Annotated in this window: 24 protein-coding genes and 1 other RNA gene; 11 read left to right on the top strand and 14 right to left on the bottom strand. The window is 68.2% G+C overall.

What is annotated here, in order from left to right; translation table 11 throughout:
* Positions 1–31 precede the first annotated feature (31 nt).
* The 5 genes from GVV86_RS09335 to GVV86_RS09315 all read left to right on the top strand — a co-directional run bounded on the left by GVV86_RS09335 (position 32) and on the right by GVV86_RS09315 (position 4536).
* On the top strand, positions 32–931 hold the full coding sequence (locus tag GVV86_RS09335) for a metal ABC transporter solute-binding protein, Zn/Mn family (RefSeq protein ID WP_159618150.1): 900 nt from the start codon (positions 32–34) through the stop codon (positions 929–931).
* A complete protein-coding gene (locus GVV86_RS09330) occupies positions 928–1680 on the top strand; it encodes a metal ABC transporter ATP-binding protein (RefSeq protein ID WP_159618148.1) in 753 nt (250 codons plus the stop codon). The genes GVV86_RS09335 and GVV86_RS09330 overlap by 4 nt, the downstream gene beginning before the upstream one ends.
* A gap of 1 nt (position 1681) precedes the next feature.
* Entirely contained in the window at positions 1682–2593 is a 912-nt protein-coding gene (locus tag GVV86_RS09325) for a metal ABC transporter permease (protein ID WP_159618146.1), read from the top strand.
* The gene (locus GVV86_RS09320) at positions 2594–3331 is read left to right on the top strand and encodes a metal-dependent transcriptional regulator (protein ID WP_159618144.1); all 738 of its coding nucleotides are present in this window, start codon (positions 2594–2596) and stop codon (positions 3329–3331) included. It begins immediately after the preceding gene.
* 104 nt (positions 3332–3435) lie between these two features.
* Positions 3436–4536, top strand: coding sequence for a carboxylate-amine ligase (locus GVV86_RS09315; protein WP_159618142.1), 1101 nt, complete (start codon positions 3436–3438; stop codon positions 4534–4536).
* A gap of 8 nt (positions 4537–4544) precedes the next feature.
* Here GVV86_RS09315 and GVV86_RS09310 read toward each other — a convergent pair whose 3' ends face one another.
* From GVV86_RS09310 to GVV86_RS09260, 11 genes are all read right to left on the bottom strand, one after another.
* A complete protein-coding gene (locus GVV86_RS09310) occupies positions 4545–6284 on the bottom strand; it encodes an alpha-glucosidase (protein ID WP_159618140.1) in 1740 nt (579 codons plus the stop codon).
* A gap of 51 nt (positions 6285–6335) precedes the next feature.
* A complete protein-coding gene (locus GVV86_RS09305; RefSeq protein ID WP_159618138.1) occupies positions 6336–6557 on the bottom strand; it encodes a hypothetical protein in 222 nt (73 codons plus the stop codon).
* 166 nt (positions 6558–6723) lie between these two features.
* Positions 6724–7091: a transfer-messenger RNA gene (ssrA, locus tag GVV86_RS09300) on the bottom strand.
* A gap of 132 nt (positions 7092–7223) precedes the next feature.
* On the bottom strand, positions 7224–7595 hold the full coding sequence (locus tag GVV86_RS09295) for a hypothetical protein (protein ID WP_159618136.1): 372 nt from the start codon (positions 7593–7595) through the stop codon (positions 7224–7226).
* Entirely contained in the window at positions 7595–8068 is a 474-nt protein-coding gene (gene smpB, locus GVV86_RS09290) for an SsrA-binding protein SmpB (RefSeq protein WP_120165137.1), read from the bottom strand. Before smpB ends, GVV86_RS09295 begins: the two co-directional genes overlap by 1 nt.
* A 65-nt stretch (positions 8069–8133) precedes the next feature.
* Positions 8134–9684 (bottom strand): M23 family metallopeptidase, encoded by a 1551-nt coding sequence (locus tag GVV86_RS09285; protein ID WP_159802618.1) that lies wholly within the window; start codon positions 9682–9684, stop codon positions 8134–8136.
* A 36-nt stretch (positions 9685–9720) separates the two neighbouring features.
* Positions 9721–10635: a permease-like cell division protein FtsX gene (gene ftsX / locus GVV86_RS09280; RefSeq protein ID WP_159618132.1), complete on the bottom strand. Its 915-nt coding sequence runs from the start codon at positions 10633–10635 to the stop codon at positions 9721–9723.
* Entirely contained in the window at positions 10632–11336 is a 705-nt protein-coding gene (ftsE, locus tag GVV86_RS09275) for a cell division ATP-binding protein FtsE (RefSeq protein ID WP_120165134.1), read from the bottom strand. Before ftsE ends, ftsX begins: the two co-directional genes overlap by 4 nt.
* 334 nt (positions 11337–11670) lie before the next feature.
* Positions 11671–12789, bottom strand: a complete 1119-nt coding sequence (gene prfB / locus GVV86_RS09270) for a peptide chain release factor 2 (RefSeq protein WP_133404987.1) — start codon at positions 12787–12789, stop codon at positions 11671–11673.
* Between the two features lie 431 nt (positions 12790–13220).
* On the bottom strand, positions 13221–13499 hold the full coding sequence (locus tag GVV86_RS09265; RefSeq protein WP_159802617.1) for a hypothetical protein: 279 nt from the start codon (positions 13497–13499) through the stop codon (positions 13221–13223).
* 35 nt (positions 13500–13534) lie between these two features.
* The gene (locus tag GVV86_RS09260) at positions 13535–13723 is read right to left on the bottom strand and encodes a hypothetical protein (RefSeq protein ID WP_159802616.1); all 189 of its coding nucleotides are present in this window, start codon (positions 13721–13723) and stop codon (positions 13535–13537) included.
* Between the two features lie 81 nt (positions 13724–13804).
* Between GVV86_RS09260 and GVV86_RS09255 the strand changes: the two genes are divergently transcribed.
* Together GVV86_RS09255 and GVV86_RS09250 are read left to right on the top strand one after the other, a co-directional pair.
* Positions 13805–14809: a GlxA family transcriptional regulator gene (locus tag GVV86_RS09255; protein ID WP_159802615.1), complete on the top strand. Its 1005-nt coding sequence runs from the start codon at positions 13805–13807 to the stop codon at positions 14807–14809.
* A complete protein-coding gene (locus tag GVV86_RS09250) occupies positions 14806–16182 on the top strand; it encodes a CoA transferase (protein ID WP_159802614.1) in 1377 nt (458 codons plus the stop codon). The genes GVV86_RS09255 and GVV86_RS09250 overlap by 4 nt, the downstream gene beginning before the upstream one ends.
* 10 nt (positions 16183–16192) lie before the next feature.
* Here the strand turns inward: GVV86_RS09250 and ftsW are convergent, their stop codons facing one another.
* Together ftsW and GVV86_RS09240 are read right to left on the bottom strand one after the other, a co-directional pair.
* A complete protein-coding gene (gene ftsW / locus GVV86_RS09245) occupies positions 16193–17434 on the bottom strand; it encodes a putative lipid II flippase FtsW (protein ID WP_159802613.1) in 1242 nt (413 codons plus the stop codon).
* Between the two features lie 513 nt (positions 17435–17947).
* A complete protein-coding gene (locus tag GVV86_RS09240) occupies positions 17948–18514 on the bottom strand; it encodes a TetR/AcrR family transcriptional regulator (RefSeq protein WP_159802612.1) in 567 nt (188 codons plus the stop codon).
* 119 nt (positions 18515–18633) lie between these two features.
* Here GVV86_RS09240 and GVV86_RS09235 point away from each other — a divergent pair, with 119 nt between their 5' ends.
* The 4 genes from GVV86_RS09235 (at position 18634) to GVV86_RS09220 (ending at position 22962) form a co-directional block, all read left to right on the top strand.
* Complete coding sequence (locus GVV86_RS09235) at positions 18634–19557, top strand: zinc-binding dehydrogenase (RefSeq protein WP_159802611.1); 924 nt, start codon at positions 18634–18636, stop codon at positions 19555–19557.
* Between the two features lie 221 nt (positions 19558–19778).
* Complete coding sequence (locus GVV86_RS09230; RefSeq protein ID WP_159618117.1) at positions 19779–19982, top strand: hypothetical protein; 204 nt, start codon at positions 19779–19781, stop codon at positions 19980–19982.
* Positions 19983–20170: 188 nt separating this feature from the next.
* Positions 20171–21730 (top strand): APC family permease, encoded by a 1560-nt coding sequence (locus tag GVV86_RS09225; RefSeq protein ID WP_159802610.1) that lies wholly within the window; start codon positions 20171–20173, stop codon positions 21728–21730.
* Positions 21730–22962, top strand: coding sequence for a saccharopine dehydrogenase family protein (locus tag GVV86_RS09220; RefSeq protein ID WP_159802609.1), 1233 nt, complete (start codon positions 21730–21732; stop codon positions 22960–22962). The genes GVV86_RS09225 and GVV86_RS09220 overlap by 1 nt, the downstream gene beginning before the upstream one ends.
* 21 nt (positions 22963–22983) lie before the next feature.
* Here the strand turns inward: GVV86_RS09220 and GVV86_RS09215 are convergent, their stop codons facing one another.
* Positions 22984–23784, bottom strand: coding sequence for a DNA-formamidopyrimidine glycosylase family protein (locus GVV86_RS09215; RefSeq protein WP_159802608.1), 801 nt, complete (start codon positions 23782–23784; stop codon positions 22984–22986).
* Positions 23785–23973: the final 189 nt, after the last annotated feature.

Below are 23973 nucleotides of genomic sequence, written 5' to 3'. Positions count from 1 at the left end.
GTTACGGGCAACCGAAGCCCTATATTTAGGTATGCCGAAATTCCTTGCGGGCCTCCTGCTGTGTACGGGCCTCGCACTCACCGGCTGCGCGGGAGCGCCGGCGCCCGCCGCCGTCTCGGACGACCGCCCCGTCGTCCTCACCACCTTCACCGTGCTCGCCGACCTCGTCGACGAGGTGGGCGGCGGGCACGTCCGGGTGGAGTCGGTCACCAAGGTCGGCGCCGAGATCCACGGCTACGAGCCGACGCCGTCGGACCTCATCCGCGCCCAGGATGCCGACCTCATCCTCGACAACGGGCTCGGCCTCGAGCGCTGGTTCGAGCGTTTCCTGCTTTCAGTCGACGCCCCCCACGTGGTGCTCTCCGACGGCGTCGAACCCGTGGACATCCGCTCCGGCGACTACCGCGGCCTTGCCAATCCGCACGCTTGGATGTCCCCGCTCGCTGCCCAAACCTACGTCGACAACACGGTCCGGGCGCTCTCGGACCTCAGCCCGGAGCACGCGGCGGCCTTCGAGGCCAACGGGGCGGCCCTCAAGGCCGAACTGCAGGCCCTGCTGGAGACCCTGCGGGCCGGCGCCAGCAGCACCGAGGGCGCGGCGCTGGTGACCTGCGAGGGCGCCTTCTCCTACCTGGCGCGCGACGCCGGGCTCAAGGAGGCGTTCATCTGGCCGGTGAACGCCGACGCCGAGGGTACGCCCCGCCAGATCCGCGCGGTCATCGACTTCGTCTCCCGCCACGATGTCCCCGCGGTCTTCTGCGAATCGACGGTGAACCCCTCCGCCCAGGAGCAGGTCGCCGCCGCCACCGGCGTGAGGCTCGAAGGGCCCCTGTATGTCGATTCCCTCTCCGGCCCGGACGGCCCGGTTCCGACCTTCCTTGACCTGCTGCGCTACGACATCTCCCTGATCACCGAAGGACTTTCCGGATGAGCACCCTCTCCGCCGCCCCGCCGGCCCTGCGGGCCACCAACCTCACCGTGAGCTACAACGACGTGCGCGCCCTCGATGGGGTGGGCGTGAGCGTGGAAACGGGCAGCATCTGCGGCCTTGTCGGGGTCAACGGGTCGGGCAAGTCGACGCTCTTCAAGGCCCTCATGGGCCTGCTCGTGCCGGCCGCGGGCACCGTTGAACTGTTCGGGCGCACCAGCCGGGAGGCCCGCCAGCGCGGGCTCGTCGCCTACGTGCCCCAGGCCGAGGACGTCGACTGGGACTTCCCGGTCTCCGTCGCCGACGTCGTCGCCATGGGGCGCTACGGGCTCATGGGCCCTTCCCGGCGCGCCTCGGCCGCCGACCGGGCCGCCGTGGACGCCGCCCTGGAGCGGGTGGGTCTGGCCGGGCTCCGCCGCCGGCAGATCGGCGAACTCTCCGGCGGGCAGCGCAAGCGGGCGTTCGTTGCCCGCAGCATCGCCCAGGACGCGAAGCTGCTGCTGCTCGATGAACCCTTCGCCGGGGTTGACCGCTCCAGCGAGGCAACCCTGACCGCGCTCCTCAAGGAACTGCGCGACGAGGGCCGGTCGGTGCTGATGTCGACCCACGACCTCGCCGGGGTATCCCAGCTGTGCGACTCGGCCGTCCTGCTGCACAACCGGGTCCTCGCCCGGGGCCGGCCCTCGGACGTGCTCACCCCCAGCAACCTCGCGCTTGCCTTCGGCGGCGCCCTCGAAATCCGGGAGCCCTGAGATGGACCTTCTGAACTGGCTCACCGAGCCCCTGCAGTACGGGTTCCTGACCCGGGCCCTGATTGTGACCGTCGCGGCAGCCGTGGTGTCCGCCGTCCTTTCCTGCTGGCTGATCCTGATGGGCTGGTCGCTGATGGGTGATGCCGTCTCGCACGCCGTCCTGCCCGGGGTGGCCCTGGCCTACATCGTCGGGATTCCGTTCTCCATCGGTGCGTTCATCTTCGGAGCCGGCGCCGTCGCGCTGATCGGGGTGGTGCGCTCCACCACGAAGCTCAAACCCGACACGGTGATCGGCGTGGTGTTCACAGCCTTGTTCGCCGCGGGGCTGGCCATCGTCTCCAGCACCCCCTCGCAGATCGACCTGCTTCATATCCTGTTCGGCAATGTGCTCGGGGTGACCGACGGCGAACTGTGGCAGGTGCTCATCCTCGGCGCCGTGACCCTCGCGGTGGTGCTGTTCAAGCGCCGCGACCTGACCCTGCTGGCCTTTGACCGCACCCACGCGCACGTGATCGGGCTGAACACGAAGTTCCTCTCGGCGCTGCTGCTGGGCCTGCTCGCGCTCAGCGTGGTGGTGGGCCTGCAGGCGGTGGGCATCATCCTCGTGGTCGCCATGCTCATCACCCCCGGCGCCACGGCGTTCCTGCTCACCCGCAGCTTCGACCGCATGCTGGTACTGGCCGTCGGCATTACGGTGGCCGCCTCCCTCGCCGGAATCTACGCCAGCTACTACCTCGATATCTCCACCGGCGCCGCCGTCGTCCTCGCCCAGTCCCTCGTCTTCACCGTGGTCTACCTGGTGGCCCGGCCCAACGGCGTGCTCTGGCAGCGCCTGCGCGTGCGCCGCAGCCGCCGGCATTCCCCCTCCGCCGAGGCACACGTGGGAGACGCACCGGCCGGGGCGGTGTCCTGAATGGGGCCGAGGAACATTCCGGCCCTGAGCATCGGTTCGGCGAGCGTCCAAGATTACGTCAAGACCGTCTACGCCTTCACCGAGTGGCAGGACAAGCCCATCACGGCGTCACAACTGGCCGGGCGGCTGTCCATCGCGGCCTCCTCGGTGACCGAGATGGTCGGCAAGCTCGTGGATTTGGGCCTGGCGGAGCGGGAGAGATACGGCCCCATCCGGCTCACCCCCGAGGGACGCCGGCTCGCCCTGGCCATGGTGCGCCGCCACCGGCTCCTTGAAACCTTCCTCGTGCAGGAGCTCGGCTACCGCTGGGACGAGGTGCACGACGAGGCGGAGGTGCTTGAACACACCGTCTCGGACGCCTTCATCGAACGCCTCGATGCCAAGCTCGGGCAGCCGCACCGCGACCCGCACGGCGATCCGATTCCCACAGCCGATGGGCACATCCGCCTTCCGGCGGCCTTTCCCATCGCCACGCTCGACGACGGGCACCGCGCCCGCCTGGCCCGGGTGAGCGACGACGACCCGGAGGTGCTGCGCTACCTCAGCGGCAGGTCCGTGGGCCTTGACGTTCCGCTGACGGTCACCGGCCACCGGCCGTTCGGCGGGGCCCTGGCCGTCGTGTTCGACACCGCGGCGGGGCCGGCCGCGGTGGAGGTCAGCGACGCGCTGGCGCAGGCCCTGTGGGTCGAGACCCTGGAGCCCCACCCCGGCTGCGTCATGCCGGCCGCCGCCGGCTGACCGGTCCGGTTTCTAATTGCGTTTCCGGCTGGTGTGCCCGGTGTCCTTAGACTGGTCAGGAAGTGCCGCGTCACGACCGTACCCCACGACCCCGGAGCCGCCCCATGACCACTCTTGGCCTTGAAGAGGAGTACCTGCTGGTGGACCCGGCCTCGGGCCTGCCCGTCCACCGAGCCACGGACATCCAGGGACGGCTCGAGCTGACCCCGGAGATCGACCCGGACGACATCCAGCGGGAACTGCTCAGCTGCCAGATCGAAACCGCGACGCCGGTGTGCAGCACGCTGACCGAGGCCGAGGAGTCCCTGCTGAACTTCCGGCGGCAGCTCAACGCGGCGGCCCGCGAGTTCGGGGTGCTCGCCGCGGCGACGGCCACCGCCCCGCGCATCGAGCAGGAGTACCCCCAGCTGACCGACAAGCAGCGCTACCACGAGCTGAAGGCCAGCGCCCCCGGGATCGTCGGCGACCAGTTCGTCAACGGGCTGCACGTCCACGTCGGCATTCCCGACAAGGAGACCGGGGTCCAGGCCCTGAACCGGATCCGCCCATGGATCCCCATTGTCACCGCCCTGAGCACAAATTCCCCGTTCTGGCTCGACCGGGACAGCGGATTCGGCAGCTGGCGGCTGGTCCACTACCGCCGGTGGCCGGTGCAGGGTGTTCCGCCGGTCTTCGAGGACGCCGCCGACTACGAGCGGCGCATTGAGCGCCTCGTCGCCACCGGGGTGATCATCGATCGCGGGGTCCTGACCTGGATGGCGCGCCTGTCCGACCGCTACCCGACCCTTGAGGTCCGTGCCGGGGACGTCCAGTTGGAGGCCCAGGACTCAGTGCTGATCGGTGCGCTCATCCGCGCCCTGGTCACCACCGCCGTCGCCGACGCCGACGCCGACACCCGCTTCCTTGACCCGCAACCCGAACTGCTTGACGCCGCCCTGTGGCAGGCCGCCCGGGACGGGCTCACCGGCGGCTCTGTGGACCTGCGCACCGGCACGCTCACACCCGCCCGGGCCCAGATGGAACGCCTGCTGGACTACGTGGGCCCCGCCCTCGACGCCGCCGGGGACACCGCCTGGGTGCAGGCGGGCCTGGCCACGGTCTGGGAGCAGGGCACCGGCGCCGAGCGGCAGCGCCGGGCCATGAAGGAAGGCGGGATGCCCGCCCTGCTCGAGCTTTACTCCTCCACCCTCATCAACGAGCGATAGGGCGCCCGTCAGGACACGTCGAGGATGCGTACCTCCCAGGGGCGCAGGGTGTCCGGCTCGTGCCCAGCGGCGTCCCGGAGGTTGCCGTCCCGGGCGGTGCCGGCGTCGCCGTCCCCGTAGTTGCCAAGCAGCAGCGTGCCGCCGCCGAGCCCGGGCGGAAGCCCGAGGGGCTCCCCCGAGACGTTCCCGAGCACCCGGAGCACGGCGCCGTCCAGGGTCCGGGTGAACGCGTAGAGCACCGGATGGTCGGCCTGCTCGAGTTCGAATTGTCCCAGCTGCACCACCGCGCTGCCGTGCCGCAGAGCGATCAGGCGCTGGTAGAACCGGTAAACCGAGCGCGGGGAGGAGCGGTCGAGTTCGGCGTTGACCGTTGGATAATTTGGGTTGACGGCGATCCAGGGTGTGCCGGTGGTGAAGCCGGCGTTGGCCCCGCCGGTCCACTGGACGGGCGTGCGCGCGTTGTCCCGGCTCGTCCTGCGCAGGGCGGCCAGGACCTCCTGCGGGTCCCGGCCGAGCTTCATCGTCGCCTCTTCGTACCAGTTGAGGGATTCGACGTCCCGGAAGTCCTCGATGGAGGTGAAGGGCACATTGGTCATGCCCAGTTCCTCGCCCTGGTAGATGTACGGGGTGCCGCGGTGAAGGTGCAGCAGGGCCGCCCACAGCGTCGCGGATTCGTAGCGGTAGGCGCCGTCGTCGCCGAAGCGCGACACCAGGCGGGGCTGGTCGTGGTTGTCGAGGTAGAGGCTGTTCCAGCCCGTATCCGCAAGGCCCTTCTGCCACCGGTTCCACGAGGTTTTCAGGTCGCGCAGGTCAAGCCCCCGGTAGTCCCACTTGCCGCCGGGACCCTGGTCGAGGCTGACGTGTTCGAACTGGAAGACCATGTCCACCTCGGCGCGGGCGGGGTCGGTGAACAGCCGAGCCTCATCCACAGTGACCCCGGGCATCTCCCCGACCGTGATCAGCTCGGCCTCCCGGCCGGCGAACACCTCCCGGTGCATCTCGGCGAGGAATTCGTGGATCCGCGGGCCGGACATGAACTGGGGTCCGCCGTCGCCCCACAGGTGCCCGGGCGGGACGGCGCCGTCGGCCAGCGGGAGGGTCTTGGAGACGAAGTTGATGACGTCCATCCGGAAACCGTCGACGCCGCGGTCGAGCCACCAGTTCATCATGTCGTACACGGCGGCGCGGACCTCGGGATTCTCCCAATTGAGGTCCGGCTGCTCCCGGGCGAAGAGGTGGAGGTAGTACTGCCCGCTGGCGGGATCGAGGGTCCAGGTGGGGCCGCTGAAGAAGGACCCCCAGTTGGTGGGCTCGGCGCCGGGTTCCCCCGGCGCGAAGCCTTTCCGGGGGTCCCTCCACCAGTACCAGTCCCGCCGGGGGCTCTGCGGGGAGGACGCGGAGTCAAGGAACCACGGGTGCTCGCTGGAGGTGTGGTTCACCACCAGGTCCATCACCAGCTTCATGCCGCGGGCATGGAGGCCCGCCACGAGGGCGTCGAAGTCGGCGAAGGTTCCGAAGACCGGGTCGATGCGCTGATAGTCGCTGATGTCGTAGCCGTTGTCCTTCTGGGGCGAGGCGTAGACCGGCGAGAGCCAGAGGATGTCGACGCCCAGCTCGGCCAGGTAGTCCAGCCTGCCAAGGATCCCGGCGAGGTCGCCGTTGCCGTCCCCGTCGGCGTCGGCGAAACTGCGCGGGTACACCTGGTACACGACGGCGCGGGTCCACCAGGGCGCGGGTGTTTCGGTCATGGGCGGCTCGCTTTCGGTAGGGGCATGGCGGTGCCGGCGGACACCGGGCCGCTACCGGCCTTCATTGCGCCGCAGCAGCCCGATGATGAGGCAGAGCAGGCCCAGGGCCAGCGGAATCAGGGTGTAGAGGGTGTGGGTTCCTCCCACGTAGCTCATGATGAAGATGTAGATGAAGCTTCCGCCGACAAGCAGCCAGCCCAGGATGATCAGCGGGCGCCCGCGGTGCGGCGGGGGCAGCGGTGGAAGCCATGACGGCCTGTCGGTGGAGCTCATGGCGCCAGTCTAGTGTTGCCGCGCCGGCCGCCGGTGCTTCTCCGGGCGGGGAACGGCAATCCACGCGGGAACCTGCGGCAGGGGTTAAACTGAACGGCCCCAGGCTCTCCGGATTCCGGAAGGCCTGGGGCCGGGGTCCGCCGCCGCCGGAAGGAGGCGGAGGATCAGGTGGAGATGGCGGGAATTGAACCCGCGTCCGATGCAGTGTTGTCAGGGCTTCTCCGGGCGCAGTTTGCGTCGGTTTTTCTCAGCTCCAGCCATCGTGCAAACAAGTGGCTGCCGAGCTCAGTTGTATTAGAGTCCCCCTGGTTCCTACAACAAAAACCAGGAGCAGTGGCCCTCTAAATGACGCCAGGATCCGGGGCGAGAGCAAACCCGGTCTGACGGACTAGCTAGGCTGCTTAGGCAGCGAGAGCGAAGTCAGTGCGCTTAGATTCGGCACTTATTGTTTTACAGAGAGCGTTAACGAGATAACCCTGTATCCTCGGCCCGCTTCCCCTGTCGCGACTAACATCGTCGAAACCTGTCATCCCCGTATTCAGTTACCAATGTCCGGAACCCGCCGCGAGGCGTGTCCCAGACGTTTAGTGTAACGCATGTGCCGCCGCGGTGATTCCCTGCGGCAGCTTCATCCGTGATTCCCTCCGGGGGCTTGACGGACCGGCGTCAGAAGCGGATGCCGAGGATGACCACCTGGGCCTGCCACAGGGCGACGACGACGAAGGACACCGTCACGAAAGCGATCCCGAGAGCCGCCAGGGCCGTGGTGGCTGCCTGCTTCCGCCGGAAGCTCCACCAGAACACCGCGGCATTGAGCAGCAGGAGCACCGGTGATATCCACACCAGCACCTGGGCCAGGTAGATGTAGATCAGGAAGAAGAAGGGGATCAGGGAAAGGATCCCCACCGGAACGATGGCGAACAGGAGGAGCAGGTCGACCACGGCGCCGAGGGTGACCCACCACGGGCGCTTATAGCGCAGCTCCGACTCGTCGGGGTGCTCGGATTCCTCCTGCGCCTCCCAGAAGACATCGCTCATCAGGCGCCGAGGTTCTTCTCGCGCATTGCGCGCAGCGCCTCGCGGTTGTCCTGCTTTTCGCGCAGCGTCTGGCGCTTGTCGTAGTCCCGCTTGCCGCGGGCGACGGCGAGTTCGACCTTGGCCCGGCCATTGAGGAAGTACAGCTGCAGGGGCACCAGCGTGAAGCCTGACTCGCGGATCTTCTGGGAGATCTTCGTCAGTTCCTCGCGGTGCAGCAGCAGTTTCCGTCGGCGGCGGGCGGCGTGGTTGGTCCAGCTCCCCTGCGTGTACTCGGGGATGTGGATCGCCTCGAGCCACAGTTCGTCGTTGTAGAACACCGCGAAGCCGTCAACGAGGGAGGCCCGCCCGGCGCGCAGGGACTTCACCTCGGTGCCCATCAGGGCGATGCCGGCCTCGTAGGTGTCGAGGATTTCGTAGTCGTGCCGGGCCTTGCGATTGGTGGCCACTACCTTCCGGCCACTTTCCTTGGGCACGGCAAACTCCTTCAACAGCGGGGCGGGCCGGAGCCCGCGTGGAATAAGTGGGTCCTATTCTACGGCTACAGGAGACCCGAAGGATCCACGAGGCTGCCGTTGAGCACCGCCTCGAAGTGCAGGTGGCAGCCGGTGGAGTTGCCGGTGGTCCCGGTGTAGCCGATGAGCTGCCCGGCGCTGACCCGCTGTCCCGGATATACGTTGAAGCTGGCCAGGTGGTAGTAGTTGGTCGCCAGGGCATTTCCGGCCCGGACCCCGTGGTTGAGCACGATCCGGTTTCCCGCGCCCTTGAGGGCATCGGAGTCGGCGTACCAGACCTCGCCCGACGCCGGAGCGTACAGCGGGGTGCCGCAGCCGACCCCGTAGTCGAGCCCGGTGTGGGTGTACCCGCCGGTGCCGTTGAAGTCGATGGTTCCGATCGGGGTGGGGCGCCAGCCGAAGCCGGAGCTGACCGGGCCGTTGACCGGCGCGATGAGCTTGAAGTCGGAGGGGTTTCCCAGGACCGGCGGCTTGATGACCGGTGCGACGGGGGCGACCGGAGCAGGGGCCACCGGCGGGGCGGGTGCCACTGGGGCGGGGGCCGGACGGTTCTGCGCGGCGGCCTCGGCGGCCCGGCGCTCGTTCTCGGCCCGCTGCTCGGCGGCCCGGCGTTCGTTCTCAACGCGGGCGGCCTCGGCGGCGGCCGCGACGCGGCGTTCGGTTTCGACCCGCGCCCGCTCCTCGGCCTCGGCCTTGAGCCGGGCCTCCTCGGCCTTGCGCGCTTCCTCGAGGAGACGGCGCTGGCGTTCGGCGATGTCGGCCGTCACCTTCTCATGGGCCTCTTCAACGCTGGCCAGCTGCGCTTCGATAATCGGCTTCTGCTTCTGGAGCTTCGCCGAGAGGGTCGAGGTGTCGGCGATGAGCGTGTCGACCTTGGCCTTCTCGGTGGCGGCGGCGTCCCGCGCCGCCTGTTCGGCCTGGAGGGCGGCCTCGGCTTTGGACTTCAGGTCCTTGATTTCAGCCTCGACGGCGGTGAGGCGGGCCTGGCTGTTGGCGTTGGTCGCGCTCTGCTGGGAGAGCCGGTCCATGGCCGCGTTCTGTCCGCGCAGCGCCTGGTCCACCATGTCCATGGAGTTTGTGAGGCTTTCGGCGCCGTCGGCACCGAGCATGAGGGAGACGTCCGAGGGGACGCCGCCGTTCTTGTAGGCCTGGGTGGCGATCTGTCCGATCACCTTGCGGGTGTCCTCGATGGCCGCCTTGTCCTTGGCGAGCTGGTCGGCGATCTTCGTCTTGGTTTCTTCGGCGAGCTGCACGCGCATCGCCAGCGCGCTGACCTCGTTGGCCGCGGATTCAACCCGTCCCTGCGCATCGGCGAGGGCCTGCTGGGCCGCCGGGAGCTGCCCCTGGTACACCTTCAGCTGTGCGATGGTTTCGGTGATGTCCTCATCGAGGTACTCGATGGACTGCTGCACTTCGCTGATTTCCGACTCGAGGGCCGACTTGCGGTCCTCGAGGTCGTCGGCGAAGACGGGCGTACCGAAGCCCAGGGCAAGGGCGGCCGCAAGCGCGATCGAAACCCCCGCCGTCGTACGGATGAAGAAGGGCCGAGGGCCCCGATGCACCGAGCGTAAATCCATGAATTGTACCTGTCCCCTAGTACTGCCAAATCGGCCCTAAACCTTCACGTAGCGCCGCAGGGTCAGGAGTGATGAGACCCCAGCCAGCAGCGCGCCCAGAAGGATAAGCGCCGGAACCAGCAGGAGAACCTGCTGATCCGAAATGAACGCCGTCTCCGGATACTCGCGGGCGAGCCAGCCGCCGATGACGAAGCGGGACATTCCCCACAACGCACCGGAGGCCAAGAGAGCTCCGACAACAGCGGCGATTACCCCTTCCAGGATGAAAGGCAGCTGAATCACTGCCTTTGAGGCTCCGACCAGCCTCATGATCCCGGTTTCCCGCCGTCGGCTGAATGCCGACAGCCGGATGGTAGTCGCTATGAGGAGTATTGCACACACTGTCATCACCCCCGCAACCAGTAAAGCCCCTAGTGAGGCGCGGTTCATGACGGAAAAGACCTTTTCGAGCAGCTCCCGCTGGTCGCTGACGATGTCGACGCCGGGCAGGGAGGAGAATGCCTCGTTGATGACCTCGTACTTCTCGGGGTCGACGAGGTTCACCCGGAAGGACTCGGGGAGCTGATCCGCGGTGACCGAATCGACGATCGGGGAGTTGGCGAACTGGTCCTTGAAGTGCCCCAGCGCCTCGTCCTGGGATTCGTATTCGACCGACGCGACGTAGGGGGTGAAGGCCTCCGACTCGAGCATGGCGCGGATGGTGTCCCGCTGCTCCTCGGTGACCGGGCCGGCGGCGCAGCTGGGCGAGGTCGAGTTCTCCACGCACAGGAACACGGCCACCTGCACGCGGTCGTACCAGTAGCCCTTCATCTGGTTGATCTGCAGCTGCAGCAGTCCGGCCGCGCCGACGAAGGTCAGGGAGATAAAGGTGACCAGGATGACGGAGATGACCATTGAGAGGTTCCGGCGGAGCCCGGAGCCGATTTCGGAAAGGATGAACGCGAGCCTCATTCGGCCACCGCCTCCGTCTCGCCGATGTAGATGCCCTGGGCGTCATCGCGCACCACCGCGCCGTTGCGCAGCTCGACGACCCGCTTGCGCATGGTGTTTACGATGTCGTCGTCGTGGGTGGCCATGACCACGGTGGTGCCGTTGGAGTTGATGCGGTCGAGCACCTTCATGATGCCCATTGAGGTGGTGGGGTCGAGGTTTCCGGTCGGCTCGTCCGCGAGGAGGATGCCGGGACGGTTCACGATGGCGCGGGCGATCGCCACGCGCTGCTGCTCACCGCCGGAGAGTTCGTGGGGCATGCGGTTGTTCTTGCCTTCGAGGCCCACGGTCTTGAGCACCTCGGGGACGGTCTCGCGGATGACCGCGCGGCTCTTGCCGATGACCTGCATGGCGAAGGCGACGTTGGCGAAGACCGTCTTGTTGGGCAGCAGGCGGAAGTCCTGGAAGACGACCCCGATGCCGCGCCGGAGCCGGGGCACGCGCCAGCTCGGAATGTTGGCCACGTTCTGGCCGGCGACGTAGACGGCGCCGCGGGAGGCACTGTCCTCCTTGAGCACGAGGCGGATGAAGGTCGACTTACCCGAGCCCGAGGCCCCGACGAGGAACACAAACTCGGACCGGTCCACCTCGAGGGAGACCGAATCGAGTGCGGGGCGCGACTTGGCGTCGTACACCTTGGTGACGTTTTCGAATCGGATCATGACTACTCTGCGCCCATTGTGTCCAGCCGGTTCACGGGCATTTGCTGGAGGAAGGAAGGACCGGCTCCTCGACTATAGCCACGCCTGTTTGCCTTCCGGGAAAGCCGCACCGTGTGTCGGAAGTGAAAGTTGTTGTTTGAACACCACCCGAAACGGGACCGCCGCACCCCGCGAAGCAGCGTTCATGCTGCCTAATATAGGGCACCGCCTGCCCGCCTGTTGAGGAAATTGGCGGCTCAGGCAGGAAAGAGGCGCAGGGAACCTGCCCGCGGTTCGGTGGCACTGTACGGACCCGGCGTACGGCGTGCGGCCGCGGGGTGCCTACGCGGTGAGCCTACTGGGCGTCGGCGTTGCGGTTGTTCGTGCGCCAGCGGATGCCGGCGTCGATAAAGTCGTCGATCTCGCCGTCGAACACGGCCGAGGTGTTGCCCACCTCGTGCTCGGTCCGGAGGTCCTTGACCATCTGGTACGGGTTCAGGACGTAGGAGCGCATCTGGTCGCCCCACGAGGCCTTGACGTCGCCGGCGAAGGCCTTCTTCTCGGCGTCCTCCTGCTCCTTCTTGAGCAGCAGCAGCCGCGACTGGAGCACGCGCATGGCGGCGGCGCGGTTCTGGATCTGGGACTTCTCGTTCTGCATGGAGACGACAAGCCCGGTGGGAAGGTGGGTCAGGCGCACCGCCGAGTCGGTGGTGTTGACGGACTGGCCGCCGGGCCCGGAGGAGCGGAAGACGTCGACCCGGATGTCGTTGTCCGGCACCTCGATAACGTCGGTCTGCTCGATGAGCGGGATGACCTCGACGGCCGCGAAGGAGGTTTGGCGGCGGCCCTGGTTGTCAAAGGGGCTGATCCTCACCAGGCGGTGCGTCCCCGCTTCCACCGAGAGCGTCCCGAAGGCGTAGGGGGCCTTCACCTCGAAGGTCGCTGACTTCAGCCCGGCCTCCTCGGCGTAGGAGGTGTCGAGGACCTGGGTGGGGTAGCCGTGGCGTTCGGCCCAGCGCAGGTACATGCGCAGCAGCATCTCGGCGAAGTCTGCGGCGTCCACTCCCCCGGCGCCCGAGCGGATGGTGACGACGGCTTCACGCTCGTCCCACTCACCGGCGAGCAGGGTCACGATCTCGAGCTGGTCAAGGGCCTTCCCCAGCGACACAAGCTCCTTTTCGGCCTCTGCCAGGGTGTCCTCGTCGTCCTCGGCCTGCCCGAGTTCGACCATGATCTCCAGATCATCGATCCGGGTCTGAAGCGTTTCGAGGCGCTCGAGAGCGGACTGCCGGTGGGAGAGCTTGGAGGTGATCTTCTGCGCCGCGGCCGGGTCGTCCCACAGGTCCGGGGCGCCGGCCTCCTCGCTGAGCTCCGCAATGTCCTTGCGGATCCCTTCGACGTCGGAAACCTGTTCGATCGAGGTGTACTTGGCGCGCAGTGCGCGGATCTCTGCGGAAAAATCGGTGGCTGCCATGGTGAGTCCAGCCTACGTCATCCGCACCGCGGGATCCCGTCCAGGTGCTGGCTGCCCGGGTCCGGCACCGGTCGGTGGAGCCCCCGGCGACGGGCCCGGCTCTCCGGGCCGGATGGCCGGAATGCCCTTTGTTCAATCAGGTGGCGGCTCCGACGTCGACGTCACCTCCGGCGATGTCCAGGAGGTTCAGTACAAGACCCGGGTGAAACTCGATGCCGCAGCACTGAGAAAGGCAGGATTTCCCAAGGTTTTCCACTACAAGCGCGGAAAGCTGACCCTCGAAGAGCGGCTGTCCGAGGATGAGGACGCCGTCGAACCGCTGTCCGTGAAGGTACTGAAAACAGCACCAGGCAGGTGCAGGACGTGTGCGAAATGCTCGGTGAGGCCGGACGGAAGAAGCAGCCGCCACCGGGGGCGGTTGGGCCAACGGGTCAGGGGCAGCAGTCGGGGGCCGCCGGCCGCATCTGCGCGGTCAACAGTTCGGCGCCACTCCTCCCTGCCCGCACCGGTGGCCGGAGGAACCCCAGGCGCTGGAGAAGGTCCAACACCCAGGACTGCGGGCGGAAGGAACGCGCCGGGCGCAGGCGCAGCGGGTCGGCGGTGCCGGCCCTCCTGCGTTCCGCGTTCCGTCGGTGTTCGGCCTGGGCGAGGAACCGGAACTGTTCCGCGGCATGGAGATGGAGGAAGTATTCGGTGGGTTGATTCAGCATCGGAGTTCCTTCGACATTGAGCTTCTCGGATGGGGTCAGACGCCGGCGTCGGGGAAGGCGCCGGCATAGGGAGTGCTGGGCAGCGTGCCGGCCCGCCACGCAGCGTGGCCGGGAGGCGGCGGAACCGAGTGGAAACCGTCGGAATGAATCAGCCGCAGCAGGCCGAGCCCGGAAAGGCCGACGACGACGGCGGCAATGGCTGGGAAAGTGAGAAGAAAGTCCATGCCTTGAGTCTGCGATTCGGGGACCGCCAAAAATAGTGGCAGGAACGCCACTTTTCGTCGAATTCCTGCCATACTGTGACCATGCTCACTTCAGTGGCCCTGATCGTCCTTCCCGGCGTCACACCCTTCGAGTTCGGCGTGATCTGCGAGGTCTTCGGCGTCGACCGTTCGAAGCTCGATGTGGGCCTTCCGGCCTTCGATTTCCGCATCTGCACCCCGGTGCCGGGAACCCTGGAGACCGAGACCGGCTTCTCCATCGTCGTCGAGCGCGACCTGTCCGCCACCATGGACGCGGACCTCGTCGTCATGATTCCCTCCCACTCCGGGGATCCCCTCCCCGTCGCCGTCGCCGACGCCCTTCGGGCCGCCGACCGCCGCGGCGCGCGCCTCTTCTCGGTGTGCTCCGGGGCCTTCGCCCTGGCGGAGGCCGGGCTGCTCGACGGCAGGCGGGCGACGACCCACTGGTCGCATGCCCGGCAGCTCGCGGAGCAGTACCCGGCGGTGACGGTCGACGAGAACGTGCTGTACGTCCAGGACGGCAACATCCTGACCAGCGCCGGCACCGCCTCCGGGATCGATGCGAGCCTTCACCTGATCCGCCGGGAGTTTGGGGCTCGGGCCGCGGCCGCCGTCGCCCGGGGCATGGTGGTGCCCCCGCACCGGGACGGCGGGCAGGCCCAGTACATCGAGCGGCCCATCCCCGCCTCAAGCGGGAATCCGATCGAGGAACTCCTGGTGTGGCTCAGCGCCAACCTCGAGGAGGAGCTCTCCGTCCCGGTCCTCGCGCGGCGGGTACACATGTCGGAGCGGACCTTCGCACGGCGGTTCCGGGCGGTCACCGGGGCCACCCCGGCGGCATGGATCACCGCCCAGCGCGTCCAGCGGGCGCAGCTGCTGCTCGAGGAGACCCACCTGGGCATCGACTCCATCGCCCGCAGGAGCGGCTTCGGCCAGGCTGTGCTGCTGCGCCAGCACTTCCACCGGGTACTGGGCGTCAGCCCCGCCGCCTACCGCCGCACCTTCCACGGACCGCCCGAAACCTGCTGCACCCTGGTGGCCCCCGACGCGGCCGAGCAGCCGGCATGAACACCGGCGGGGAGGGCGCCTCCCTGCTGGCCCGCGCCTGGTCGGCGCTCGGGGAGGATCCCGCGGCGCTGCAGCGCGTGCCGCCCGGCGGCGAGCCGGCCCTGGCCTCGGCCCTGAACGTACCGCGCCTGGCCCGGGACGCCGTCGCCGCGGCCTCCCTCGCCGCCGCGCTCTGGACCGACTCCCTGCTCCCCCGCGGCGGCCCCCGGACCGTCCATCTCGACGCCGGCCGGATCGCCACGGCGTTCACCAGCGAGCGCCACCTGCGGATCCGGGGTGACAGCCCCGACCTTTGGGCGCCGCTATCAGGGTTCTGGGAGGCCGCCGACGGGTGGGTGCGGACCCACGCGAACTACCCGCACCACCGCGGGCGCCTCCTCGCCGCACTGGATCTGGCAGCCGGCTCCGGGCCGGACGACCTCACGGCCCGCATCCGCTCCGCCGCGGCCCGGGACATCGAGGACCGGGTGTACGCGGCGGGCGGCATCGCCGCCGCGGTCCGGCCGGCCGGGCAGGGCCTGGCCGACGGGGGCGGCCCGGCCGACGCGCCGCCGCTGGCGCTGACCCGGCTGGGCACGGCGCCCGCCCGCTTCCGGGGCTCCCCAGACGCCACCGCAGCGGCCCCGCTGCAGGGACTGCGGATCCTGGACCTCACCCGGGTGATCGCCGGCCCGGTCGCCACCCGTACCCTGGCCCTGCTGGGGGCCGACGTCCTGCGGATCGACAGCCCGGCGCTTCCGGAGATGGCCGTCCAGCACCTCGACACCGGGGCGGGGAAGCACACCGCCCTGCTCGATCTCTCCCTGCCGGCCGACGGCCGCACCTTCCGGCACCTGCTCGACGGCGCGCACGTCGTCGTCACCGGTTACCGGCCCGGTGCCCTCGACCGGTTCGGGCTCGAGCCTGCAGCCCTGGCCGGGGAGCGCCCCGGCATTCTCCTGGCGCGGCTCAGCGCCTGGGGCGGCACCGGCCCATGGGCGCAGCGGCGCGGTTTTGACAGCATTGTGCAGGCGGTCAGCGGCATCGCGATGCGCGAGTCCCCCGACGGCGTCCGTCCCGGCGTGCTGCCCGCGCAGGCTCTTGACCACGCAGCCGGCTACCTCCTGGCCGCCGGTGTGCTCTCCGCCCTGCGCCGTCAGCAGGACGACGGCGGCACCTGGCTCTTGGAGTCCTCCCTGGCCGGGATCGCGGCCGGGCTGCTGCGGGACTCCCGGCCGCTGCTGCCCCGTGCGGAGGCCGGGCCGCCGACGGTTGCGGTGAGCGCGGAGGGCATCACCACCGCCCTGCCGGCGGTGGCCTTCGAGGACGGACCGGTGGACTGGCCGTTTCCGGCACGGCCGTGGGGCGCCGACCCGCCCGAGTGGCAGCGGTAGGACCTGCCGCTCAGCCGGAGCCGACCGCGTCCCGGGTGGTCCCGGACGTGCGCAGGCAGGAAAGCAGGACGCCCACCAGAGCCAGCAGCGCGATGATCGACGAACCGCCGTAGGAGATGAAGGGAAGGGGAATCCCCACCACCGGAATCAGACCCGTGACCACGGCGATGTTCACCACCGCCTGGCCCAGCACCCAGACCAGCGCCGAGCCGCAGAGGCAGATGGCGTACGGGTTGCCGGCCAGGCATGCGATCCGGACGATCGCGACGGCCAGCGTGGCGAACAGGATCAGGACCAGGGTGGCACCGGCCAGGCCGAGTTCCTCCCCAAGAACGGCGAAGATGAAGTCATTGTGGGCCTCGGGAATCCAGTGGACCTTCTGGCGGCTCTGCCCGAGACCCACCCCGAAGACTCCGCCGCCGGCGAGCGCGTAGACGGCGTGGGCACCCTGGTAGCCCAGGCCCTCGGCGGCCCCGGCCCCGGAGGGGTCGAGCCAGACGAGAATCCGCTTCAGGCGGTTCGGGCTTGAGAGGACCGCGATGATGACGGCGAACAGGACGACGCCGGCACCAAGCATCAGGGAGCGGAGCCGGGCGCCGGTGAAGAAAAAGAGGCCGCCGACCACGGGCGCGAGAATCAGCGCCGTTCCAAGGTCCCTGCCTGCCAGCACCAGGCAGAGTGCAATTCCTGACGCCAGGAGGACCGGCACCACCCCGTGCCGCGGGTTGCGCGCGAGGTTCGCGCGGTCGGTGAGGACTCCGGCGCCCCAGAGGATCAGGCTGAACTTGAGGAACTCCGAGGGCTGGATTGTCATCGACCCGATGGCGATCCAGTTCCGGTTGCCGTTCACCTCCACGCCCAGTGGCGTGAAGACGAGCACCGCCAGGGCAAAGGAGCTAAGCAGCGCCACCCGGGAGAGCCTGCGGTAGAGCCGAAGCGGGATCCGCGCGAAGACCAGGAGGGCGATCAGCCCGAGGGCGCACCACAGACCCTGCCGCAGGAACGTCCCGTAGGGCGACTGTCCCTGTGCGGCCAGGGCGAAGGAGGAGGCGGACAGCACCATGATGAGCCCGATGGCCACCAGTGAGAAGGTCGTGGCCAGCAGCAGGGCTGAAGCGCTCTTGGCGGTGGCGGGCCCCCGCGGGCTGGTGAACCGGAGCAGGCGGGAGAAGACCGGTGCCCGGCGGCTGCGGCGCGGTGCGTCGATGGATGGGGAGGTCGTGGGTCGTGGTAGTGGTCGAACTGCTGTCATAGCGTCCTGCCATTTCGGTCGACTGATCCGGCGGTGGCGGCGCTTTTTCTTTTCCGATAACCCCCACTAAACCGCGCCGTTCCGGCGACGGTACTTCACGCCATTTGCAGGGCCCGGTTCAAATTCGGTGTCGTCCCTACTCGAATCCTTCGAGCCACTACTTGGTTTTTGGGAGTGTGTCCCAGTAGTTACGCGTAGGGTCGCCATGTGGAAAGCGGTGCCGCCGAATTGTGCCCGTTGATAACGGCATTGCCCGGATCTTTTCCAATCGAGCGGCGCAATCCACCTGGCGAGCGCCGCGTTGGGGGCCGTACCGAAACTCCTGGCGTACTGCCGCATTCCACGGAGAATTGGGGGCAGAAAATGTACGGAATCTCTGCAGTTTCGGTAGGTGAACTTGACGCTCCTATAGCTGTCGATTCTCGCGCGATCGCTTGCGCGCTTCAGGATCATCGGGACGAGTCGGATGGTCGCGACAGAGGGAGGGCGATGGGGCGCCTCGCCAAAAGTCCGTCAGCCGGAGGCGGTCGCGCGAACCTTGAGAAGTGGCGTGGTCTCCAGGAAATGAAGGTTGCGCCGAAACAGTGCGTGAAATGCGGCGGGGTCGAGGTTCCCGGAGTCCAGCCAGGCCTCCCGGGCCCGTCGCCAGGCGTTCAAAATGCCATCGAGCGCCAGGTCGAATTCGTACTGTGCGATTGTGCTGAACGATGGCCGGAGGGCATCGGCGCACCGCGCAGCCGTGACTCCGCACAAATTCAGCGCTATTCCGCTGACCGTCGGACTGGCCGCCGCCAGTCGTGACCCGCCGGCGAAGCGTGTCCACCATGCCTGGTCGAACTGGGCAGCGGCGGCCTCGAAGGCGCCCAAAAAGAATTCACCAAGCGACAATCCTTCCGCCTGCTCATTCAGTGCCTCGAGGATCGCCGTGAAGAAGTCCTCATCCAGGGCAATGACAGCCTCTTCCTTCGAAGAAAAGAACCGAAAAAAGGTCCGCGCTCCGATGCCGGCCTCGTCGGCGATCTCACGCACGGTCGTCGCGTCAAGACCCCGGGTGCTGCCGAAGTGCAGGACTGCGTCCACGATGGCGGTCCGTGTCTGCTGCCTTTTCGTCAGCCGGCGGCCCGGTGCGACCTGAACTGTTGTCATGGCCTCATTATGGCACATTGTGCCAATTGGCACAGTGTGCCAAAATTCAGGGCATGAACTCACTTATTGTTGACCGGGACGCCCCAGGCGGCATCCGTCTTGCCACAACCACGCCCGTACCTCTGGCATCCGAGGCGCTCGTGCGGGTGTCGGCCGCGGCCGTGAATCCCACGGACCTGCACTTCGCCGCACAGGCACCCCACGGGGCCGTCATCGGGTACGAACTGGCCGGCACCATCGAGGTACCCGCTTCGGACGGCTCAAGCCCTCCTGCCGGTACGCGGGTGGCGGGACTAGCGATGGGCGGCGCCTGGGCGGAGTATGCCGCTGTTCCGGGTGCCCAGCTCGCCGTCATACCCGACCACCTGGATTTTGACACTGCCGCAACGGTGCCGCTCGCCGGGGCGTCAGCGCTGCGGGCTCTCCGGGCACTGGGCCCGACGCTCGGCCGTCGAGTCCTGATTACCGGGGCAACCGGGGCAGTGGGCAAGATCGCAGTGCAGCTGGCGGCCGCCTCCGGCGCTGCGGAGATCACTGCGGTAGCCCGCGACGAACAGGCATTTCCGCTCCTTCGTGACCTCGGTGCCACCTCCACCTCCGCCGTGATCGGCACAGACTTTGGCACATTCGATGGCGTCATCGACAACGTAGGAGGATCCGCCCTCAGGGATGCCTTCGCCCTGCTGGCATCCAATGGAACCCTCGTCTCGGTAGGACGAGCGAGCGGCGAGGACGTTGTCCTGAGCGCAACTGATCTTCAAGGCGATTGGGGAGGATCCGGACGAACCATCCGCACCTTCTTCATGCCGGAGGAGGGCGGACCGGACCTCCGGCCCGACTTCGAATTCCTCATCCACCTCGCCGCAACCGGTCGCCTGCACACCAACATCGGAGACCGCGTCTCCCTGAGCCGCGGCCTCGACATCCTCCGCACAGGAGCGTGGACGGGGAAACTGGTTCTGCAGCCCCACGCATAGGTGTCTGCGAACGGCGAATTCCAGTTCGAGCAGCGGAGTTTCGAATGCGTGTAGCGGTGGCCGGCCGGGAATGAGCGGCGGCGCGGAACACTCTCCGGGCATTGCGTGGGCCGGGCGAGATGCCGGCAGGTCATGTAGGCGGCGGGACGGCGCATGCCCTTGTAGGGCGGATACAACGCGCCTACCGTTGAGGGACAGTCCACGTCGTCAGGGGCACAGTCATGGCAGAGCTACGCATCGAACAGTGGTGGGTCCTTCTGGACGTCATGCCGAAGGAATGGTTCCGCGAGAACCTCCGGGCGTCGGCGATCGATCCCGACGCCGCCCGTGCCGTGAGTGAGGTCGGCGGACCCGACCTCAGCGGGACGACTCTCTCCCCCGGCGACTGGGACTTCATCGAGACCCAGTCGGAATTCGTGGACTGAGGCGCGCGCACAACTCTTTGCGGCACTCCCCTGCGCTGCAGGGCTGCGCTGCAAGGGGTACCGGCATGCCCTGCCTCCGCCACGCCCAAAAAGGGCCGTGACAGAAACCGACTAGTCAGTATAGTGAGGGGCGTCACATCGTTTGCGGCCGACAATGAGGTCGGCCAGCCGGACAGCGGAGGCGCACGATGAGTTCCACTGCGACTGGAAGAGATGCTCAGGGCACGCCGTCGGGTGAGGGGAAGGGACTCGCGGCCGGGACCCTGGGCGTGTGGGGGTCGGTGGTCATTGGGCTGGCATCGACCGCGCCCGCGTACTCGCTGGCGGCATCGCTTGGCTTCGTGGTCCTCGCGGTCGGCGCGCAGGCTCCGATCGCCTTCATCCTGGCGTTCATCCCGATGCTGTTCATCGCCTTCGCCTACCGGGAGCTCAACCGGGACGTCCCCGACTGCGGCACCTCCTTCACCTGGGCCACTAAGGCGTTCGGCCCGTGGGTGGGCTGGATGGCGGGCTGGGGGGTGGCGGTCGCCGGCATCATCGTGCTGGCCAATCTTGCCCAGATCGCCGGGCTCTACCTGTGGCTTCTGGTGGGCGACGGCTCACTCGCCGAAAATTCCTTTTTGGTCACCGCCACCGGCGTCTTCTTCATCGCGCTGATGACCCTGGTCAGCTACCGCGGCGTCGAAATCGGCGCGAAGCTGCAGAACGTCCTCCTGGCGGTCCAGTACCTGGCGCTCGCGCTGTTCGTGGTGTTCGCCCTCATCGGGGTGGCCAACGGCACCGCCGAAAACGCCACGGCGCCGTCGCTCGACTGGTTCAACCCCTTCGCGTTCGACAGCGTCGCAGGGTTCACCGAGGCCGTCCTGCTGGCCCTGTTTATCTACTGGGGCTGGGACACCTGCCTGGCGCTGAACGAGGAGACCCGTGATGCCCGCCGCATCCCGGGCCTGGCCGCGCTGGTCACCACCGTGCTGCTGCTCATCACCTACGTCGGGGTCACCGTGGCGGCGATGATGTACGCCGGGGTGGGCGAGGAAGGTACCGGGCTGGGGAACGAGGTCAATGCCGAGGACGTGTTCTTCGCACTCAAGGACGCCGTGCTGGGCCCGGCCGCCTGGCTGCTGGTGGTAGCGGTGCTCGTTTCGGCGGTCTCCTCCACCCAGACCACCATCCTGCCGACCGCGCGCGGCACCCTCTCGATGGCCGTCTACCGGGCGCTCCCCCGACGGTTCAGCACGGTGCACGACCGTTTCCGGACGCCGTCCTTCTCCACCCTGGTGATGGGGATCGCCGCCGTCGCCTTCTACGTGGTGATGACCATCGTCAGTGAGAACATCCTCGCCGACTCGATCCTGTCCCTCGGCCTGGCCATCGCCTTCTACTACGCCATCACCGGGTACGCCTGCGTATGGTACTTCCGCCGGGACCTCTTCACCTCCCGGCGCAACTTCGTCCTCCGGTTCCTGCTCCCCCTCCTGGGCGCATTGATGCTGACGGCAGCGTTCATCCGGTCGGCGATCGACATGCTCGACGTCGACTACGGGTACAGCGTGCTCCTCGGCGTCGGAGGCACCTTCGTCGTCGGCATCGGCGCCCTCGCCCTCGGTCTGGTGTTGATGCTGGCCTGGCGGACCCGGAAGGGATCCCAGCCGTTCTTCCGCGGCGAGAGCCTGAACGCCGATACGCCCGTCCTGGTGCCGGACTCCCCCGACACCTATAGGCGCTCGGTCGACGGTGGCCTGGCCTGATGCGCATCCTCATCGTCGGTGCCGGCGGCGTCGGGTCCGCCGCGGTGCGGATCGCCGTCCGGCGCCCATTCTTCGAGCTGCTGGTGGTGGCCGACTACGACCCCGCACGGCCGCAGGCCCTGGTGGATTCGCTCGACGACGGCCGCCTGGCGGCCGCGCAGGTGGACGCGTCGTCGGCGGAGGCGGTCGCCGCGCTGGTGCGTGAGCATGGCATCACCCACGTGCTCAACGCCGTTGATCCCCGATTCGTGATGCCTATCTTTCACGGCTGCTTCGCGGCGGGAGCCACCTATCTGGACATGGCGATGAGCCTGTCGGTCCGGCACCCGGAGGAGCCGTACGCGAAGACCGGGGTGATGCTCGGCGACGAGCAGTTCGCGTACGCGCAGCAGTGGGAGGACGCCGGACGGCTCGCCCTGGTCGGGATGGGGGTGGAGCCGGGGCTGTCGGATGTCTTCGCGCGCTACGCGGAGGACGAGCTGTTCTCCTCGATCGACGAGCTGGCGGTGCGCGACGGGGCCAACCTCGTCGTCGCGGGGGCGGACGGCGAGCCGGCGTTCGCTCCGTCCTTCTCCATCTGGACCACCATCGAGGAGTGCCTGAACCCGCCGGTGGTCTTCGAGCGCGGGGTCGGCTGGTACACCACCGAGCCGTTCAGCGACCCGGAGGTCTTCCGGTTTCCCGGGGGGATTGGGGAGGTGGAGTGCGTCAACGTTGAACACGAGGAGGTCATCCTCATGCCGCGCTGGACCAAGGCCCGCAGGGTGACCTTCAAGTACGGCCTGGGGGATGAGTTCATCGGCGTGCTCAAGACCCTGCACAAGCTGGGTCTCGACTCCACCGAGCCGCTGATGGTCAAGGGCGTCGCCGTGGCACCGCGCGACGTCGTCGCAGCGGCGCTCCCCGATCCGGCGACCCTCGGCGACCGGATGACGGGCAAGACCTGCGCCGGCGTGTACGTGACGGGGATCGGCCGGAACGGTGAGCCCCGGGCGGTATACCTCTACCACGTCGTGGACAACGAGTGGTCGATGGCGGAGTACGGATCGCAGGCGGTGGTGTGGCAGACCGCGGTGAATCCGGTGATTACGCTGGAGCTGCTGGCGAACGGGACCTGGCAGGGCACGGGCGTGCTCGGGCCCGAGGCCTTCGACGCCCGGCCGTTCCTCGAGCTGCTGGCCGCCGACGCGCCGGCCGGTTACGGGTCGCCGTGGGGGCTCGAGGAGCGCTGAAACCCGCTGGCCCGACAGTCCTCAGCTGACGGACATGGGCGGTTGGCAGCGCGGGCACCACCAGGTGCGACGGCGGCCCGGATCGCCCGCCACTTCGGCCCGAACGAGGATCGTCGTCCCGCAGCGCAGGCACGGCCTGCCGGCCCGCCCCGCCACCCAGTGCTTCTCACCCCGTCGCAGACTGCCGGTGGTGACCTGGTGGGCCTGCGTGGCGGAGAAGCGCAGGCAGCGTGCTCCCAGGTCGACCATGGCGGGGACGTTGACCTCGCCCACCGGGGTATCCGGGTGGACGCCGCGCAGGAAGCAGAGCTCGTTCGCCCAGAGGTTGCCGAACCCGGCGATGTTCCGCTGGTCGAGGAGGGCAGCGGCGACGCGTCGCTCCGGATCCTGATGAAGCCGCCGGACCGCTTCCTGCGCGGACCAGTCGTTTCTCAAAGGGTCAGGGCCAAGGTGCCCGACAACGTCGCCCTCCGCACCCGTGGGGAGGAGATCGACGACGGGCAGGTGCATACCGTACGCCGTCGGACCGCCGTCGACCTCGAGGATCACGCGCGCGTCCGGAAGCAGTGTGCGGGGAAGCTTTCGGCCCGGCGCGGTGACGGTCCACGACCCATGCATCCGCAGGTGGGTGTGCAGTGTGAGGCCGCCTTCGAACCGGGTCAGCAGGTGCTTGCCGTGCGTCACATGCTCTTTCACCTGCGCGCCGTCCAGGGTATCCGTGGCGTGTGCGGGGACTCGGAGCTCCCCGCGCTTTAGCGTGCGGCCGTCGAGCGACTTCCTTAACCGCGCCGCGAGCCGGAAGACACTGTCTCCTTCGGGCATACGGCCTCCCTACTCTTCCGCCGCCCCCGGTCTGGACAGACCGCACGCGGCACCTTCCTCCCTGATGTTAGAGGTTCGATCCGGAGGTAGCCTCGCTCAACTCCCGCCGGCTCCGGAGGGTGCTTTTCTCCTGGCGGGGCGACACAGGCGGCGCCATCGAGAGCTTCAGCCGGACGAGGATCCTGCAAG

The organism is Arthrobacter zhaoguopingii, assembly GCF_009828595.1.
In the GTDB taxonomy this organism is placed as follows: domain Bacteria; phylum Actinomycetota; class Actinomycetes; order Actinomycetales; family Micrococcaceae; genus Arthrobacter_D; species Arthrobacter_D zhaoguopingii.
The sequence above is the reverse complement of the archived record's forward strand: the minus strand, read 5'-3'. Positions and strand labels throughout refer to the sequence as shown.

Excerpts from the sequence above, each read along its gene's own strand:
- GVV86_RS09320 (WP_159618144.1), top strand. The coding sequence starts at position 2,594 with ATGGGGCCGAGGAACATTCCGGCCCTGAGCATCGGTTCGGCGAGCGTC.
- ftsW (WP_159802613.1), bottom strand. The coding sequence starts at position 17,434 with ATGACAGCAGTTCGACCACTACCACGACCCACGACCTCCCCATCCATC.
- GVV86_RS09220 (WP_159802609.1), top strand. The coding sequence starts at position 21,730 with ATGCGCATCCTCATCGTCGGTGCCGGCGGCGTCGGGTCCGCCGCGGTG.
- prfB (WP_133404987.1), bottom strand. The coding sequence starts at position 12,789 with ATGGCAGCCACCGATTTTTCCGCAGAGATCCGCGCACTGCGCGCCAAG.
- GVV86_RS09295 (WP_159618136.1), bottom strand. The coding sequence starts at position 7,595 with ATGAGCGATGTCTTCTGGGAGGCGCAGGAGGAATCCGAGCACCCCGAC.
- GVV86_RS09255 (WP_159802615.1), top strand. The coding sequence starts at position 13,805 with ATGCTCACTTCAGTGGCCCTGATCGTCCTTCCCGGCGTCACACCCTTC.
- GVV86_RS09330 (WP_159618148.1), top strand. The coding sequence starts at position 928 with ATGAGCACCCTCTCCGCCGCCCCGCCGGCCCTGCGGGCCACCAACCTC.
- ftsX (WP_159618132.1), bottom strand. The coding sequence starts at position 10,635 with ATGAGGCTCGCGTTCATCCTTTCCGAAATCGGCTCCGGGCTCCGCCGG.
- GVV86_RS09285 (WP_159802618.1), bottom strand. The coding sequence starts at position 9,684 with ATGGATTTACGCTCGGTGCATCGGGGCCCTCGGCCCTTCTTCATCCGT.
- GVV86_RS09305 (WP_159618138.1), bottom strand. The coding sequence starts at position 6,557 with ATGAGCTCCACCGACAGGCCGTCATGGCTTCCACCGCTGCCCCCGCCG.
- ftsE (WP_120165134.1), bottom strand. The coding sequence starts at position 11,336 with ATGATCCGATTCGAAAACGTCACCAAGGTGTACGACGCCAAGTCGCGC.
- GVV86_RS09315 (WP_159618142.1), top strand. The coding sequence starts at position 3,436 with ATGACCACTCTTGGCCTTGAAGAGGAGTACCTGCTGGTGGACCCGGCC.
- GVV86_RS09250 (WP_159802614.1), top strand. The coding sequence starts at position 14,806 with ATGAACACCGGCGGGGAGGGCGCCTCCCTGCTGGCCCGCGCCTGGTCG.
- GVV86_RS09215 (WP_159802608.1), bottom strand. The coding sequence starts at position 23,784 with ATGCCCGAAGGAGACAGTGTCTTCCGGCTCGCGGCGCGGTTAAGGAAG.
- GVV86_RS09260 (WP_159802616.1), bottom strand. The coding sequence starts at position 13,723 with ATGGACTTTCTTCTCACTTTCCCAGCCATTGCCGCCGTCGTCGTCGGC.
- GVV86_RS09310 (WP_159618140.1), bottom strand. The coding sequence starts at position 6,284 with ATGACCGAAACACCCGCGCCCTGGTGGACCCGCGCCGTCGTGTACCAG.
- GVV86_RS09225 (WP_159802610.1), top strand. The coding sequence starts at position 20,171 with ATGAGTTCCACTGCGACTGGAAGAGATGCTCAGGGCACGCCGTCGGGT.
- GVV86_RS09325 (WP_159618146.1), top strand. The coding sequence starts at position 1,682 with ATGGACCTTCTGAACTGGCTCACCGAGCCCCTGCAGTACGGGTTCCTG.
- GVV86_RS09265 (WP_159802617.1), bottom strand. The coding sequence starts at position 13,499 with ATGCTGAATCAACCCACCGAATACTTCCTCCATCTCCATGCCGCGGAA.
- GVV86_RS09230 (WP_159618117.1), top strand. The coding sequence starts at position 19,779 with ATGGCAGAGCTACGCATCGAACAGTGGTGGGTCCTTCTGGACGTCATG.
- GVV86_RS09335 (WP_159618150.1), top strand. The coding sequence starts at position 32 with ATGCCGAAATTCCTTGCGGGCCTCCTGCTGTGTACGGGCCTCGCACTC.
- GVV86_RS09235 (WP_159802611.1), top strand. The coding sequence starts at position 18,634 with ATGAACTCACTTATTGTTGACCGGGACGCCCCAGGCGGCATCCGTCTT.